Raw genomic sequence first — 16,607 nt, forward strand, 5'->3', positions numbered from 1 at the left:
GTTCAAGGGTGCCGGTGGTGAATAGGTGGCGCGGGTCTCGACGCACACCCCATGCCTTCCAGCATCACATATCGGCGGTGTTTGGTGGGCCCCGGCACCTTGTCGTCTTGGCGACACGGTGCCGTGCGCCTTGTGAAACATCCACGGCACGCGGCGGCGACGGTGGGGCCAGCCGGCATGGATGCGGCAAACTGGAGGGGTGAGCCAGAGCCGAATAATCCAGACCATTGCCGCAGAACTTTCCAAAGCCGGGGCACCCGTTGCCCCTTGGCAAGTCAAGGCCGCCATTGAGCTGCTTGACGCCGGATCCACCGTTCCCTTTATCGCCAGGTACCGCAAGGAAGTCACCGGGACCCTTGACGATGCGCAATTGCGCATGCTCGAGGAACGACTGCGTTACCTGCGCGAACTCGAGGAACGCCGGGCCGCCATCCTCAAGGCCATCGCGGAAGCCGGCAAGCTCACCGAGGAGCTGGAAGCCGCAATCGGGGCCGCAACCACCAAGGCGGAACTCGAAGACCTCTACCTGCCCTACAAGTCCAAGCGGCGCACCAAGGCCCAGATCGCCCGCGAGGCGGGCCTTGAACCTCTGGCCGATTCGCTCATCAAGGATCCGTCCCAGGATCCGGAGGCGCTGGGGGCAAGGTTCCTGAACCCGGAGCACGAGGTCAACGCAGCCACCGAGGCGCTCGCCGGTGCCCGCGCCATCCTCACCGAGCGGGCCTCCCAGGACGCTGTGCTGGTCTCCGAACTGCGCGAGCGCTTGTGGACCCGGGGCAAGATCGCCTCGAAGACCGCGGCAGGTGCCCCGGCCGCGGACGCCGCGAAGTTCTCCGACTACGAGGACTTCGTCCAGCCCGTGGCCACCCAGCCCTCGCACCGAATCCTGGCACTGTTGCGCGGGGAACGCGAGGGCGTGCTGGACCTGGAACTTGCCGAGGCGGACCCGCGCGACGACGCGGCACTGGCCGAGGCGCGTGCCTCCTACGAGGCTGCGGTCGCCAAGTCCCTGGGCATCACCGCTGCCGTGGATGCGCCGGCCGGAAAATGGCTGGCCCAGACCGTGCGGCTGGCCTGGCGCGGCCGCCTGCTGGCCCGGCTCGAATCCGACCTGCGCACCCGCCTCTTCGAAGCCGCGGAGGAAGCATCCGTGAAGGTCTTCGCCGCGAACCTGCGCGACGTGCTGCTCGCGGCCCCGGCAGGGAACCGCGCGGTGCTGGGGCTGGACCCGGGGCTGCGCACCGGGGTGAAGGTCGCTGTCGTTGATGCCACCGGGAAGGTCGTGGACATCGCCACGATCTACCCGCACGCCCCGGCCAACAAGTGGAACCAATCCGTTGACACATTGGTGGCCCTGGCCGCCAAGCACGGCACCGAGCTCATCGCCGTGGGCAACGGAACGGCCAGCCGGGAAACCGACAAGCTCGCCGGCGAGGTCATCGCCAAGCTGACCAACAAGCCCGCCAAGGTCATCGTCTCCGAGGCGGGTGCCTCGGTGTATTCGGCCTCCGCGCTGGCCAGTGCGGAACTTCCGGAGCTGGACGTGTCCATCCGCGGGGCGGTCTCGATAGCCCGACGCCTGCAAGACCCGCTGGCCGAGCTGGTGAAGATCGAACCCAAATCCATCGGCGTGGGCCAGTACCAGCACGATTTGACCCCGGCGAAGCTGGACCGCTCGCTGGATGCGGTGGTCGAGGACTGCGTGAACGCGGTGGGTGTGGACGTGAACACCGCATCCCCTGCGCTGCTGGCCCGGGTCGCCGGCGTCGGCGCGCTGCTGAGCCGCAACATCGTCGAGCACCGCAACGCCAACGGCCCCTTTGCCAGCCGCAAGGCGCTGCTGAAGGTCCCGCGCCTGGGCGCCAAGGCATTCGAGCAGTGCGCCGGGTTCCTGCGCGTCACCGGCGGCAAGCAGCCGTTGGATGCCTCGGCCGTGCACCCCGAGGCCTACGGCCTGGCAGAGACCCTGCTGGCCGCGGCCACCGCCAAGAACCAGTCCGTGGATTCGTTGGATGCCAGGGAATTTGTCTCCGAGCAATTCGGGTTGCCCACCGTCAAGGACGTCATTTCCGAGCTGGTGCGCCCGGCCCGGGATCCGCGCCCCGACTTCAAGACCGCGAACCTCAAGGAGGGCGTGGAGAAGATCGGGGACCTGGAAGTCGGCATGATCCTTGAGGGCACCGTCTCCAATGTGGCCGCCTTTGGCGCCTTCGTCGACGTGGGCGTCCACCAGGACGGGCTGGTGCACGTCTCGGCCATGAGCAACAAGTTCATTTCCGATCCGCGCGAGGTCGTCACCTCCGGGCAGGTCGTGAGGGTCAAGGTCCTCGAGGTGGATCCGGCGCGCAAGCGCATCTCCCTGACCCTGCGCCTGGACGACGAGCCAGGTGCCAAGGCGGAGAAGCCCGAGCGCGGGCCGCGGGGCCCTCGCGATGGCGGGTCCCGTGCCCCGCGCGAGGCCCACGGTGCTCCGCGCGGCAACAAACCGGCAGCTTCCCGCGAGGCCAAGCCTGCCGGTGGCAACACGGCCATGGCCGAGGCCCTGCGCCGCGCCGGGCTGAGCGGCTAGGGACTGCCAACCACTCCATCAACACGCTGGAGGCCCTCCAGATAGCGGACCGCCGACGACCCCTCCCGGAGGGCCATGGACACCGACTTTCGCCCACGTGGCGTAGCGTTGAGTGCAAATGTCGGCGAGGCACAAGGAGCGAACCACACCCATGGACGGCGAGACGTTGACGGATTTGATCATGACGGTGTTCATGGTGCTGCTGATGGCGGGATTGGCCTGGACGATGAAGGCCGCGGCCACGGGACAGATCAAGCGCAATTCCTGGGTGGGGATCCGCACCCCCGCCTTGATGCACTGCGACGAATGCTGGCTGCTGGGCCACCACGCCGCCGCCCAGAAGGGCACCATCGGCTGCTTGCTTGCCGCGGTGGTCATGGCGGCCGGCGGCGTCGCCGCGCTGCTGGTCCCGGGCGCGGACTACCTCCAGCCCGTGTCCCTGATGATTGGGGTGCTGGTCATGGTCGGCGGCCTGCTGCTGGGCCTGCGCGATGCGAACACCATGCTGGCCAAGATGCACGGAGGCGATCGGGCAACCCGCCCGTGAGCGAAAACCAGGTTGCGGTCCTGCTCTGCGCCGCACTGGCGGTGGCCTTCGCCTGGGCCGTGCGAGCCGCCAACGGGACCGTCGAGCGCGGGAGTTCCGGCGTCGACCCGGCCATGGGCATCCGCACCACCGCCACCATGCACTGCGAGGAATGCTGGGACACAGGCCACCGTGCCGCGGCGGAACCGCTGCGCCGGATGCGCCTTCCCGTGGCTCTGTTTGGCCTCGCCGCGCTGCCCGCAGCCCTCCTCGAACCGGTGATCGGGCCGGCGCCGGCTTGGATCGCGGTGATTGCCGGATGGATTTGGGCCATGGCCGCAGTGTTCGCCGCCTTGAGGGCGGCCAACGCCGCAGCGCGGGAGTTGCACCCGCCAAGTTCGCCCTCCGAGGTCCATCGACCAAGGTGAGCATCACCTTGGTCGGCCCGCATCTTGGCCCAAGGCATGCCATATTTATGGCGAGGTAAGTGCGGCCATACTTCGGTGACAAGGCACAAAAGAGTCGGTAGCGTGTGTGCCATGGAACTTAAAGGAAAGCTTGCAGACGCATTCAACGACCAAATCACCCTGGAACTTGCGGCCTCGACCGTTTATCGCCAGCTGGCCATTGAAATGGATGTGTTGAGCCTGCCCGGCGTTGCCGGCTGGTTCCGCGCCCAGGCCGCAGAGGAACTGGTGCACGCGGAAAAGTTCATCACGCACATGACCGACCGCGGCGCACACCCGGCGATCGGCGACATCTCGGCCCCAGCGCTGCGGGTCTCCACCGTGGATGGTGCCTTCCAGGCCTCGCTGGACCACGAGAAGAAGGTCTCCGAGTCCATCCGCGACCTCTACCGCCTGGCGCACAACGAGGGCGACATCGACTCGGTGCCGCTGCTGAACTGGTTCATCGAGGAGCAGGTCGAAGAGGAAGCCACCGTTGGCGAGATCCTTGACCGCGTGAAGATGATCAACAACGACGGCAACGGACTGCTGCGCCTCGACAGCGAACTGGCCGCCCGCCAGGTGTGACCGCTTCGGGTCCTGGGTCGCTGCGGCACCCAACGGCCCGACACCATGATGTGACCAAGGCCCCCGGACGTAGACTGGGGGCCTTGGCCGTCTGTGCAATAACATGGGGTGTAGGCATGTCCAAGTGCCCGCACCCCGGCACGAGGTTGTTGCCAACGGTCCGGGTGGGGCATCGCGCCGTGCAATGAGTTGCCGCCGCGCATGCCAGTCTCCGGTCAACCACTTTCCCAGTGAGGTCATCCAAACGTGCTCCACGTCCGTGCATGCCTCGCCATGGCCGTTCCCGATGCCCCCATGCCGCCGCGGGGTGATGCCTGAATGAAGAAATTCGACTTTGCACGCACGAATCCCGTACCCGTGCCGGTGGAGGTCCCCGGACCGACACACCGCACGACGGCCGAGCTCAAGCTGCGCAAGGGCGCCGGCCGGCACTACGCCACCCAGTACCTGATCGCGGAAAACACCCCCGTGTACCTGCTGCGCGTCAGCGGCCTGTGGGCCAGCGTGCAGCACGGGCAGACCTTCGGCTGGCTTCCGACCCAATGCCTCGAGCGGCTCGAGGCACCCAGGCAACGCACGCAGGTCCCGGTGCGTCCGGTGGCCAGCCAGGCAGCTGCCATGGCCGGAGGAGCCTCCGGCGCCCCTGAAGTTCCCAATGAGGAATTCGTCCCCACCCACCGCAGCACCGCGGACCTGAACCTGCGCAAGGGCTCGGGCACCAACTACCCGGTGCTTCGCGTGCTGGCGGCAAACCTCCAGGTCCGGAAGCTGGAGGAGCTGGGCACATGGGCCAAGGTATCCACCGGCAAGGACATCGGCTGGGTTCCCAGCGCCTACCTTGCCCGCATCAATGTGCGGCGCCCGGCAACGGGCATCCAGCCCATGGCACCGACGGAGTACACCACCACCGTGCGCCTGAATGTCCGCAAGGATGCCGGGGATCATTTCCCTGTCATGCGCATCATGCAAGCCGGGACCCTGGTGAGGGTCAACGGGAAGCTCGGTCCGTGGTGCCGGATCATGCTGGAGCAGGATGCCGGGTGGGTGCCGGCCAGCCAATTGCAATTGCGCTACCTGGCGTCCACCACACCTGTCACGATCGCGGAGACCACCCTGTACCAGGGAGCATCCGCCAACTACCGGGCCGTGGCGCAGCTCGGGGCCGGCCAACAGGTCGAGGTCCTGGCCAGCAGGGGACAGTGGACGAAGGTCCGTGCCGGACGGCTTGAAGGCTGGGTCCACAGCACCCACCTGGGCTGACACGCGAAGCAAGAATTGCCGTTTCCCGGCACAGGCGGTGGATTTTGCATAGGGTAGTGACTTGGGGGCGATGCTTGGGTGACGCTCCCGACCACTCGCACATCGCGTTGCTCCCTTTCGGGGCGACACACCCCTTAGAGGAAGACCACTGACAATGGCCATACCGAAATCCATTCGCGCCCTTTTCTCGGGGGTGTTGGCGGCAGGGCTGGTGTTCACGGCTTTGCCTTCCACCGCACTGCCTGCCACGACGCTGCCTGTCACCTCGCAGGGGCGCACAGACTTCCCAGAGACCAGTCCTGTACGCGCCGGGGCGTTCTCCCTGCCGCTTGTCCCGAAAACCTACCGAATGACCTCGCCCATGGGGCCGCGCTGCATGCCTGTGGTTGGCGGATCGACCCACCACCTGGGCCAGGACATGGGCACCAAGGACAACAACCCGATCTATGCGGTGGCCGACGGCACCGTGCGCAAGATCGTCCGGGGCACCGGCTCGACCTCGGGCCAGGTGATTGTCACCCACCGGTTCGGCAAGGACACCTACGAATCGGCCTACATGCACATGTGGCCCAATGACGTCTTGGTCAGGGAGGGCCAGAAGGTCAAGTCCGGGCAGAAGATCGCCCTGGTGGGCTCATCCGGTCCCTCGACGGGCCCGCACCTGCACTTGGAGATCTGGAAGGATCGCTTCTATTCCAAGGACGGGAACGTGCGCAATCCAGCGGCGTTCCTCAAGGCCCGCGGGCTCAACCTGGGTTCCCACGCCACCGCAAGTTATTCCGAGTCGCAGAAGACCTGCACGTACTTTGCTCGCGGCAAAGCGGAGCTTTTTGCCTCCGCATCCGCTACCTCGAAGGTCCTGGCCAGGCCGTCGCGCAGCGCCAAGGTCACCAGCCAGCCAGGTGCCATCAACGGACTGCTCAACGGCTCATTCATCAAGGTCAGGTACGGCTCCACGACCGGCTGGATGAACCGTTTTGCCGTCACGCCCAACCCGATGGCCGCGGCGCCCGAGTGGGCGCTGACGCCCACCGGCACTGTCACCAACGGCGTCCGGGTGCCCTTCGCCAAGTACACCAACCCCAACGGCCTGAACATGCGCTCTGGGGCCGCCACCTGGTATTCGAAGCTCCTGATGATTCCCGCCGGAGCCACCTTCGAAGCCTATGAGAGCTCCGCCGGCTGGCTGCGGGTCAAGTACAAGGGAACCGACGGCTGGGTCTCGGCGGGCCTGACGCGCAAGGTCGCCACCGTCAACCAGACGACACTGCCAGCGACGCACGAGGTCCTTCGCAACCTGAAGTTGCGTTCCGGAGCTGGAACGACCTACAAGGAAACCCAGACACTGGGCCGCGGCGCCAAGGTTGCCCTGCGACAGGTACGGGGCACCTGGTCCCAGATCCAGGCGGGGAAGCACGCGGGGTGGATCAGCTCGGCGGACATGAAGAAGATCGGTTCCATCACGCCCCAGACATCGAAGCCGCCGGTCGCCAAGCCCGCGCCGACCAAGCCGACCCATGAGGCCACGGCGAACCTGAACATGCGCAGCGGGCCCGGCACCAACACCAAGATCGTCAAGGTCCTGCGCAAGGGCACCGACGTCATCGAGCTGAAGCGCCAAGGCACCTGGAGCCAGGTCAAGGTCGGGAACTCCACCGGCTGGGTCAGCAACCGCTACCTGCGCGTGGTCAAGGCCGGTGCAGCCCCGGCCAAACCCAAGCCGACGGCGAAGCCGAAGCCCCCGGCGATCCAGTCGGTGAAGAAGACCACGTACCAAACCAAGTCGAAGGTCGTGGCCCGCAAGTCGGCCGATGCGAAGTCGACTTCGGTGGTGGGCATTGCGGCGAAGAAGCAGGTTGTCGTCGATGCCAAGAGCGGGTCGTGGCTGCGCGTGCGCTACGCCGGGAAGACCGGCTGGGTGCCGGCGAACCAGCTGGCCCTCTACAAGGCCCCGGCCAAGCCGAAGCCCTCGGCAATCCAGTCGGTGAAGAAGACCACGTACCAAACCAAGTCGAAGGTCGTGGCCCGCAAGTCGGCCGATGCGAAGTCGGCTTCGGTGGTGGGCATTGCGGCGAAGAAGCAGGTCGTCGTTGATGCCAAGAGCGGGTCGTGGCTGCGCGTGCGCTACGGGGGGAAGACCGGATGGGTGCCGGCGAAGCAACTTGCCGTATACAAGGCCCCGGCCAAGGTGAAGACGACCACCGCCCGGCTTAACCTGCGCACCGGAACCAGCACGTCGACACGATCCTTGCTGGTTATCCCCAAGGGCAAGAAGGTCACCGTCAAGGCCACGCGCAGCGGCTGGACACAGACCAGCCATGGCGGGAAGACCGGCTGGGTCAGCTCGAAGTACCTGCGTTAACACCATTACGTCCCGGGGGCTACGTCCCGACGTGAAACGGGCCGTGGATCCAACCAAAAGGTTGGTTCCACGGCCCGCAATATTTTGCGAAGCTCGCGGTCAGGAACGCTTGGTGCGCAGACCCGGGGACGGGGAACCGGTCTCGCGCTCGGCGTCGGCATCCTGCGCCCGCTCGGCCGCACCGACCTCGGCATGGGCCAGGACCTGCTCCTCGGTGGGCTCCTGCGCGGCATCGTCATTCTTGGAATCGGCGCCGGGATCCAGCCCCGGAAGGTCGCGGCCGGACCAGATCTTCACGATCGCCCAGGCCACGGCCGTCAGCGGCACGGCCAGCACCGCACCCACCAACCCGCCGAGCACCGTGCCGGCGGCCAGCGACAGCAGGATCACCAGCGCGTGCAGGTTCAGGGCGTGGGCCATGACCACCGGCTGCAGGAAGTTGCCCTCCAGCTGGTTCACCACGATCACCGCACCCAGGACAATCAGGGCAACCACGGGGCCATTGGTCACCAGGGCGATCAAGGTCGCCAGGATCCCGGCAAAGGTCGCACCCACCAAGGGGATGAACGAGCTCATGAACACCACGACGCCAAGCGGGATGGCCAGCGGGACCCGCAACACGAGCAATGCCACGGTGATGCCAATGGCATCCACCGCAGCCACTGTGGCGGTGCCACGCATGTAACCGCCGAGGGTTTCCACGGTGCGGCCTCCGGTGGAAAGCCAGCGGTGCATCTGGTGGTCGGGCATCCAGGAGAGGAAGAAGGCCCAGATCTTGTCGCCGTCCTTCAGGAAGAAGAACAGGATCACCAGCAGCAAGGCCAAGCCGGTAAAGAAATTGCCCGCTGCGGAGAGCCCGTTCAGGGCTCCGGCACCAAACTGGGAGCTGGTCAGGAAACCGGTGACCTGGCTGACTGCCTGGTCGATCTGTTCGCTGGATATGCTCCACGGCAGCTGGTTCAGCATTTCCTGGAGCTTGTTGAAGCCTTCAACGCCCTTGTCCACCAGCGTGGACCATTCGGCAAGCACCGAATAGACCAAGGCGGTCCCGATGCCGCCGAGCACGAGCAGCGAACCCAGGAACACAGACCAGGCTGCCAGCAGGGCCGACATGACCTTGCGCAGCAGGCGCACCAGCGGCCACAACGCGCAGGAAAGAATCAAGGCAATCAGGATCGGCAGCGCGATCACGCTCAAGCGCAGGAGGCTGAAGACGACAGCCGAGGCCAACACCAGTACCACCAACAATTGGACCGATCGCGTGGCCACCCGTCCCAGGGGATCGATCCACATCCCGGACACGCTGTGGGCCGGTGGAGCCACGACGGCAGCCGCAGCGGGGGCTTCCTCTGGCGGGATCGTGCGCGGCTTTCTCTTGAAACCTAGTTTCGCTGACATCCAGTGACTCCTCGCAATTGGCAACGGCTCCACCCCGGGCACGGAACGTGCGGGGCGGGCGCCGGAAAAACCTCTTAGCAAAAAGGTTAGTCTAATAGTGCACTAGTGGGCGCCGCATGCCCCGTGTTAGGTATGTCGCGTGAACGTGGATGGTGGGGGAGCTATGCAGGGCAAAGGCAAACGGGATGGCTCATGGCCACCCAACAGGGTTTCTACGGCATTGTTCATGGGAGCCGCGCTCGTGCTGGCCACCCTGAGCCCGGCGCAGGCACAGCAGGCTCCGTCGGCATCCATGCAGGGTTCGTTCGTGTCCGCCGCTGCATCGTCGCACCCGGCATTGTGGCTGCCGGGCAGGATCAGCGCGGCCGCCGTGAAGACCGTCCAAACGACGGCAAACCTGAACCTGCGCGCGAAGCCCGCCACCTCGGGGAAGAAGCTGGCGGTCATTCCCAAGGGCACCAAGCTGACCGTGGGCTCGACGAAGCCAGGCTGGAGCCAGGTCCGTTACGCCGGGAAAACCGGTTGGGCCTCGAGCACCTATTTGCGTGCAGTTCCCACGAAGGCCTCGCCGGCAATCAAGCGCGGGGACCTGGGCAAGAGCACCGTCGCGCTGAAGCTGCGCCGGCAAGCGAACACCACCTCCAAGGCCTTGGCCACGGTGCCCAAGGCCGGGATCTACACGGTCAAGAAGGTATCGGCGGGATTCAGCCAGATCACCAGCCGGGGAAAAACCGGATGGGTGCAGAGCAAATACCTGAAGGTTGTTGCGAAAAAGCCCGGCCGCGAGATCTACATCGACAAGAAATACACCTCCAACCGTGCCGGTCTGACCGACCGGTACTGGACCAGGGTCTCCGGCAGCGACCTCTATGAGAGCGTGAAGGGCAAGATCCGCATCGGCGACATCCCACGCAACTCGGTGGTGTACCGCGACAAGAAGATGGAAAAAACCGCAGGCTCGGTCAAGGGGTGGATTTTCGTCCGGACGCAGGGGATGAGTGGCTGGATGAAGACCATCCAGCTGGCCCGGAAAACCACTGCGACAACCAATCCCGGAAAATATTCGGCCAAGACCGTGCTGGCACAGATAAACGGCAAGGTCCCGGAACGGATGCTAGTGGCCATCGGGTGGGACAAGGAAAAGACCCTCATCGCCGCTCCCGCGGTGAAGGACCTGAACCGGCTCAACGCCGCCTTCAAGAAGAAGTTCGGCCACAATCTCGACATCGACCTGGCCTACCGGACCCGCGCTACCCAGGATGCGTACTGGGTCGAACTCGGACCCTATGTCGCGGCGCGCCCCGGAACCTCCAACCACGGTTGGGGCACAGCCATCGACGTGCCCGAGACCTACAACTATTCCTTCCGCGGCAAATACCACAAGTGGTTGAAAGCCAACTCCAAGAAGTTCAACTGGGTTCACCGCAAGATCCTTGAAGAAGGCTCGCCCTATGCCGAGGCCTGGCACTTCGACTACGTGGGGAAGTAGGCAATGACGAGGAAGATTTCCGCACTCGCCCTGCTGGGAACGATCCTGCTGCTGTCCTCCTGCGCTTCCTCGGCGCGCGTGCCGCCCGATCCGGTGGGCGGCTGGGGAACCGATGGGCCCGGGCAACCGAACCTGGTGCTCGAAGCCAACGGAAAACTGCACGGCACGGACGGCTGCAACCGCTTGGTGGGCAGCTACGAGGCATCCGGCACGGACATCACCTTCGGCCCCTTGGGAGGAACCAGGATGTTCTGCGAGGGCGTCGACACCTGGCTGTCGAATGCCGCCGGCGGCACGCTCGGGGCCGACACGCTCGAGATCACTGACGCGCAGGGCCAGCGGATCGGCACGCTGGAACGCATGCCGTAACGGGCCCCTGCAGAGAACAAAAAGCGAGGCTTCGTGCAATCCCCCAGGGGGATCGCACGAAGCCTCGCTTCATGTCGCGGTGGTGCGTGTGGTTAGTCGGCCACGTAGAAGAGGCGCTTGTTGACGAACTCCTCCATGCCCAGCGGGCCCAGCTCGCGGCCGAAGCCCGAGCGCTTCACGCCGCCGAAGGGCATGTCTGCGCCTTCGGCTGCCGGGGCGTTGACGTTGGCCATGCCGACCTGAAGGCCGGCGGCAACCTTTGCCGCACGGGCCGGATCGGTGGAGAACACCGCGCCGCCCAAGCCGTACTGGGTGTCGTTTGCCATTTCCAGGGCTTCCTCGTCGGAGGACACCTTGTAGACGATCGCCACCGGGCCGAAGAGCTCTTCGTAGTAGGCGCGCATGCCCTTGGTGATCCCGGAAAGGATCGTCGGGGCCAGGTAGGCTCCCGGGCCCTCGTGCAGCACGCCGCCGGCGTGCAGCGTTGCACCCTTGTCGATGGCGTCCTGGACCTGTGCGGCAACGCCTTCAGCGGCGCCACGGGTGGAGAGCGGCCCGAAGGTGCCTTCCTCTTCCTTGGCAGGATCGCCCGGTACCAGGTCGACGGCAAGCTTGGTCAGTTCGCCGACGAAGTCATCGAAGATGTCCTCCATGACGATCATGCGCTTGTTGGAGTTGCAGGCCTGGCCGGTGTTCTCCATGCGGGTGGCCCACGCGGTGGCCGCGTCCCCGGCGATGTCCGCCGAGTCCAGGATCACGTACGGGTCCGAGCCGCCCAGTTCCAGCACGGCCTTCTTCAGGTTGCGGCCGGCCTGCTCGCCGATGATGGCCCCGGCGCGTTCCGAACCGGTCAGCGAGACGCCCTGGATCCGGTCGTCCGCGATGATGGTGGAGATCTGCTCGTGGCTGGCGAAGACGTTGTTGTACACGCCGGCCGGTACGCCTGCATCGTCCATGATCTGCGCGATGGCCAGGGCCGAACGAGGGCAGGTCTCGGCGTGCTTAAGCACGATGGTGTTGCCCAGCATCAGGTTCGGGGCCACAAAGCGGGCGACCTGGTAGTACGGGTAGTTCCACGGCATGATGCCCAGCAGCGGGCCGACGGGCAGGCGCTGGATGATGGCCTTGCCACCGCCGATGGTCTTGATTTCCGTGTCCGCGGCCAGGGTCGGGCCCTCGGTGGCGAAGTACTCGAAGATGTCCTTGCAGAACTCGGCCTCGCCCTTGGACTCGGACAGTGCCTTGCCCATTTCCTGGGTGATGATCGCGGCAAGCTCGTCGGCGCGTTCGGCAAAGAGCTCGCCGACGCGGGAAACGATCTTGGCGCGTTCGTTGATGTCGACATCCTTCCACACCTGGTAGCCGGATTCGGCCGCGGCAATGGCTTCCTGGACCTCGGCGTCTGTGGCGGTGGCGAATTCCTCGACCACGGCGCCGGTGGCGGGGTTGAGGACTCGGTATCCGGTGGCGGTTGGCGTCGTCTGGGCGTTGGCGGTCAAGGCCATGCTCCTTCTGGTAGTCACTGGGCGGCGAAAATCTGCGTTGCGCGCCACGTACGTTTACATCATGTCGCGAAAACTGCGATTTGTGAAGCCGGTCACGCGGGATCGGTGGCGATATCCGCCGTCAGCGAATTGTTCGCCTGCGGTATCCGTTGTTAACGACGAGAAACCCTGCGGAATACGTATTCGCAGGGTTTCAAGTCAGGGCGCTTTGGCTGCTCAGCTCGTGGCTGCCGCGCGCCAGTGGTCGATGCCGGCATCGCCGGCGGCGATCCTGTCGATCAGTTCCAGTTCCGCGGGGCTGAAGGCGGTGTTGCCCAGGGCCCCGAGGTTCTCATCCAGCTGGGCGGTCGAGGACGCCCCGAGCAGCACCGAGGTCACCCCGCCCTCGCGCAGCAGCCAAGCGATGGCCAGCTGGGCCAGGGACTGGCCGCGCGCTTCGGCGACCTTGGACAGGTCGCGGGCCTTGGACAGGTTCTCCTCGGTCAGGTGCCCGGCCAGCGAGTTCCGTCCGCCGGACGGGATGGCCGACTCGTTCTTGAGGTACTTTCCGGTCAACAGCCCCTGGGCCAGCGGGGTGAAGGCGATCGAGCCCATGCCGTGTTCCTGCAGGGTGTCCAGCAATCCGTCTTCCACCCAGCGGTTGAGCATCGAGTAGGAGGGCTGGTGGATGACCAGCGGGGTGCCCATGTCCTTGGCGACCTTCGCGGCCTCGGCCGTGCGCTCGGGGGAATAGGAGGAGATGCCCACGTAGAGGGCCTTGCCCTGGCGGACCAGCGTGTCCAGCGCGCCGATGGTTTCCTCGATCGGGGTGTCGGGGTCCGGGCGGTGCGAGTAGAAGATGTCCACGTAGTCAAGGTTCATGCGGGCCAGGGACTCGTCGGCCGAGGCCATGATGTACTTGCGCGAGCCAAGGTTTCCGTACGGGCCCGGCCACATGTCCCAGCCGGCCTTGGAGGAAATGATGAGCTCGTTGCGGTAGGCCTTGAAGTCGCCGCGCATCATGCGGCCAAAGTTTTCCTCGGCCGAGCCGTAGGGCGGGCCGTAGTTGTTGGCCAGGTCGAAGTGCGTGATGCCGTGGTCGAAGGCGTGGCGCAGCACTTCGCGCTGGGTGTCGAAGGGTCGGTTGTCTCCGAAGTTCCACCACAGGCCCAAGGAGATCGGGGGAAGGACCAGGCCGGAGTTGCCGACGCGGCGGTAGCCGGTGGACTCGTAGCGATCCGCGGCGGCCACATAGGGTGCGTGGGTTTCGGGGACGGGGGCATACCGGAGCTCTTCGGCCATGGTGGTGGTGTTCTCCTGAAAATAGGTGGGACGGAAAAATCCTCTGAAGCCTTCTTGGCTTCATCCGTTTCCATTCTTGTCCCCCGGGGCGTCGATAGTCCACGGCGGCGGGCTCGGCACGCTGGGGAGAAAAGAAATCCCCTGCTTTGTGACCCGTGGAGGCTCGTTTTGGGACCTGCGTTATTAAAGTGAAGAACCGGTCGTGACGGCTAAGGAGGTGAGACTCCGCCGCGACCGGTTCTTCTGATCACTCGCACCTTGAGAAGGTAGCTTCAGCCTAAGAGGCCAAGCTGAGTGTGGGCTGAGGATTGGTTGTCAGTCAGCCGAGAGTCAGTAATTCGATGGGGGATCGGAAGCGGGGAAGGACTCGTCTTCCCATTCCTCGACCAGCGCCTCGTCGTGGGCGCTGGCAACATGTTCCGGTTCTGCGGCAGTTTCTTCCGCATTGACATCTTCTTCGTCGCCGATTGGTTTTTCACTCATCACGCGTGCTCCTTGGTCCGTAGAACATGTCGCCCGATTCACCGGCGCGACCGGTATCTTCAGTTTGGTCCGAAGTTCCGTCGTTGTCGAGGGCGCTGCATGCCACCTCGCGGCGCCGTGACAGGGCGCAGCCGAGTTTAAATGGTTGAGCACCGGTCGGAAGGCTGGGGGGAATCTGCCTTGTATCCGACCGGTGCTCTCATCACTCGCACCTTCATGAGGTAGTTATTACTCTAGGAACCCAACCTATGTGCAGGCTGTACAGGGCCCGGCAACCACGTGTGAACTCAGGCCCGAAGCACCAGCGCATCGCCCTGGCCACCGCCGCCGCACAGCGAGACGATCCCGGTTCCGCCGCCGCGCCGCGCCAGGTCCATGGCCATGTGCAACACCAGCCGTGCCCCGGAAGCACCCACCGGGTGGCCCAGTGCGATGGCCCCGCCCTCGGTGTTGACCTTGGCAGGATCCACGCCGAGGTCCTTGGCCGATTGCAGCACCACCGAGGCGAAGGCCTCGTTGATCTCGATCGCGTCAAGGTCCCCGGCCTTCAGCCCCTCCTTCTCCAAAGCCGCGAGGATCGAGGTGCTGGGCTGGGAATGCAGTTGCCCGTCGGGTCCGGCTGTCTGTCCGTGCGCACCGATCTCGCACAGCCATTTGAGCCCCGCCTTGCGGGCGGCTCCCTTGGAGGCCACGACCAACGCGGCGGCCCCGTCCGACAGCGGCGAGGAGGAACCTGCGGTGATGGTTGCCCCGGGGTCCTTGGAGAACGCCGGCCGCAGCGCCGCCAGCTTCTCCACCGTGGTCTCGGGGCGGATGCCCTCGTCGGTGGAGACGACCAGGTCCTCGCCGCGGCGCTGCGGGATGGAGATCGGTGCGATCTCCGCATCCAGGTGCTCCCGGGCGGCTGCCGCGCGCTGGTGCGAGGCCGCTGCGTATGCATCCTGTTCAGCCCGGCCGAAGCCCAGCTTGGCGTTGCCGCGTTCGGTGGTCGATCCCATGAGCTCGCCGGTCAGCGGGTCGGCCAGGGCATCGTGGTTCAGCGAGTCTTCCAGGCCGCGGTCCCCGATCGCCAGCCCCGTGCGCATGCCGCGAACCAGGTGCGGGGCGTTGGACATGGACTCCTGGCCGGCGGCGACGATGAAGTCGGCCTCCCCGGCCCGGATCATCCGTGCGGCGTCGATGACCGCGGTCAGCCCTGAAAGGCAGAGCTTGTTGATGGTCACCGTGGGCACGTCCCAGCCGATGCCGGCCTTCAAGGAGGCCTGGCGGGCCGGACCCTGTCCGGTGCCGGCCAGGATCACCTGGCCCATGATGACGTGGTTGATGTCGCTGGCCTTGACCCCGCTGCGTTCCAGTGCCGCCTTGATGGCATGGGCGCCGAGGTCGGTGGCCGGCACCGAAGAGATGGCCCCGCGGAACCTGCCAAAGGGCGTGCGCGCCCCGCCAATGATCACGGGGGTCAGATCGTCATTCATTGCTGCATCCTTAGCGCTTGGGAAAAGACCGGTTCGGTGCCATAGGCTCATTCACATGCCCCTTGCAGTGAACCCGATTGATGCCCAGACTATCTACTTCGACGCCAGCGACACAGGGGCCCCACCGGTCCTGCTGCTGCACGGCTCGGCACTCTCCCGTTCCATCTGGCGCGGACTGGGCTACGTGAAGGCACTGGAGCCGGAGTTCGACACCATCCGCATGGACCTGCGCGGGCACGGGCGCTCGGGAAAGCCGCACGATCCGGCCGCCTACAACATGGACCTGGTCCTGGCGGACGTCAAGGCGGTGCTGGCGGCCACCGGCCACGAGTCGATCCACGTCGTGGGATATTCCTTCGGCTCGCGCGTGGGCCTCTCGCTGGCCATCAAGCACCCGTCGATGGTGCGCTCGCTGACCATGCTCGGCGGAACACACGCCATCGAGGCCCAGCACATCAGCACGCTCTTCTTCGACGGCTATCTCGAGGCCCTCAAGACCGGTGACATGGACGCCTTCATCACCGGGATGGAAGCCGACGGCGGGAAACTCGACCCCGCAACACGCCTGGCCTTCGCCTCCAACGATGCGCTGGCGCTGGCGGCCTACTTCGAATCGACCGAGGCCGGAAACGCGGTCAGCGAGATGCTGCTGGCACAACTGGACACCCCGACGCTGCTGATGACAGGAACCCGGGACAGGCCGCGCATCGAGCACTCACGGACCATGGCCTCGGTGATGCCGAACGCCCGGTTGGTTGAGCTGGAGGGCCGCACCCATGGAGGCACTCTCTTCCCGCCACAGCCCATCCTGGAGCAGTTGCTGCCGTTCCTGCGGACCAATGCCTAGGATTCCTCG

General features: G+C 65.6%; 14 protein-coding genes. 9 read left to right on the forward strand and 5 right to left on the reverse strand.

What is annotated here, in order from left to right; translation table 11 throughout:
• Positions 1-181 precede the first annotated feature (181 nt).
• The 6 genes from JOF46_RS07265 to JOF46_RS07290 all read left to right on the forward strand — a co-directional run bounded on the left by JOF46_RS07265 (position 182) and on the right by JOF46_RS07290 (position 7,751).
• Complete coding sequence (locus tag JOF46_RS07265; protein WP_209906714.1) at positions 182-2,569, forward strand: Tex family protein; 2,388 nt, start codon at positions 182-184, stop codon at positions 2,567-2,569.
• Positions 2,570-2,720: 151 nt separating this feature from the next.
• The gene (locus JOF46_RS07270) at positions 2,721-3,116 is read left to right on the forward strand and encodes an SdpI family protein (protein WP_209906715.1); all 396 of its coding nucleotides are present in this window, start codon (positions 2,721-2,723) and stop codon (positions 3,114-3,116) included.
• On the forward strand, positions 3,113-3,523 hold the full coding sequence (locus tag JOF46_RS07275) for an SdpI family protein (RefSeq protein WP_209906716.1): 411 nt from the start codon (positions 3,113-3,115) through the stop codon (positions 3,521-3,523). The genes JOF46_RS07270 and JOF46_RS07275 overlap by 4 nt, the downstream gene beginning before the upstream one ends.
• 111 nt (positions 3,524-3,634) lie before the next feature.
• Positions 3,635-4,129 (forward strand): ferritin, encoded by a 495-nt coding sequence (locus JOF46_RS07280; RefSeq protein ID WP_113762647.1) that lies wholly within the window; start codon positions 3,635-3,637, stop codon positions 4,127-4,129.
• Between the two features lie 318 nt (positions 4,130-4,447).
• Positions 4,448-5,389: an SH3 domain-containing protein gene (locus JOF46_RS07285; RefSeq protein WP_209906717.1), complete on the forward strand. Its 942-nt coding sequence runs from the start codon at positions 4,448-4,450 to the stop codon at positions 5,387-5,389.
• A 154-nt stretch (positions 5,390-5,543) separates the two neighbouring features.
• A complete protein-coding gene (locus JOF46_RS07290; protein WP_209906718.1) occupies positions 5,544-7,751 on the forward strand; it encodes an SH3 domain-containing protein in 2,208 nt (735 codons plus the stop codon).
• Positions 7,752-7,850: 99 nt separating this feature from the next.
• Here JOF46_RS07290 and JOF46_RS07295 read toward each other — a convergent pair whose 3' ends face one another.
• Entirely contained in the window at positions 7,851-9,149 is a 1,299-nt protein-coding gene (locus tag JOF46_RS07295) for an AI-2E family transporter (protein WP_209906719.1), read from the reverse strand.
• 226 nt (positions 9,150-9,375) lie between these two features.
• On the opposite strand from JOF46_RS07295, the gene JOF46_RS07300 reads away from it, so the two are divergent.
• Together JOF46_RS07300 and JOF46_RS07305 are read left to right on the forward strand one after the other, a co-directional pair.
• Complete coding sequence (locus JOF46_RS07300; protein ID WP_209906720.1) at positions 9,376-10,638, forward strand: SH3 domain-containing protein; 1,263 nt, start codon at positions 9,376-9,378, stop codon at positions 10,636-10,638.
• A gap of 3 nt (positions 10,639-10,641) precedes the next feature.
• Positions 10,642-11,007, forward strand: coding sequence for an META domain-containing protein (locus JOF46_RS07305; RefSeq protein WP_209906721.1), 366 nt, complete (start codon positions 10,642-10,644; stop codon positions 11,005-11,007).
• A gap of 92 nt (positions 11,008-11,099) precedes the next feature.
• Here the strand turns inward: JOF46_RS07305 and JOF46_RS07310 are convergent, their stop codons facing one another.
• The 4 genes from JOF46_RS07310 to JOF46_RS07325 form a co-directional block, all read right to left on the reverse strand.
• Positions 11,100-12,512, reverse strand: a complete 1,413-nt coding sequence (locus JOF46_RS07310; protein WP_209906722.1) for an NAD-dependent succinate-semialdehyde dehydrogenase — start codon at positions 12,510-12,512, stop codon at positions 11,100-11,102.
• Between the two features lie 216 nt (positions 12,513-12,728).
• Positions 12,729-13,793 carry an aldo/keto reductase gene (locus JOF46_RS07315; protein WP_209906723.1) on the reverse strand — a complete coding sequence of 355 codons (1,065 nt, stop codon included), beginning with the start codon at positions 13,791-13,793 and terminating at the stop codon, positions 12,729-12,731.
• 330 nt (positions 13,794-14,123) lie between these two features.
• On the reverse strand, positions 14,124-14,276 hold the full coding sequence (locus JOF46_RS07320; RefSeq protein ID WP_209906724.1) for a hypothetical protein: 153 nt from the start codon (positions 14,274-14,276) through the stop codon (positions 14,124-14,126).
• A gap of 287 nt (positions 14,277-14,563) precedes the next feature.
• Positions 14,564-15,751 (reverse strand): acetyl-CoA C-acetyltransferase, encoded by a 1,188-nt coding sequence (locus JOF46_RS07325; RefSeq protein WP_209906725.1) that lies wholly within the window; start codon positions 15,749-15,751, stop codon positions 14,564-14,566.
• A 55-nt stretch (positions 15,752-15,806) separates the two neighbouring features.
• On the opposite strand from JOF46_RS07325, the gene JOF46_RS07330 reads away from it, so the two are divergent.
• Entirely contained in the window at positions 15,807-16,598 is a 792-nt protein-coding gene (locus JOF46_RS07330) for an alpha/beta fold hydrolase (protein WP_209906726.1), read from the forward strand.
• Positions 16,599-16,607 lie beyond the last annotated feature (9 nt).

Source organism: Paeniglutamicibacter psychrophenolicus (assembly GCF_017876575.1).
GTDB lineage: Bacteria > Actinomycetota > Actinomycetes > Actinomycetales > Micrococcaceae > Paeniglutamicibacter > Paeniglutamicibacter psychrophenolicus.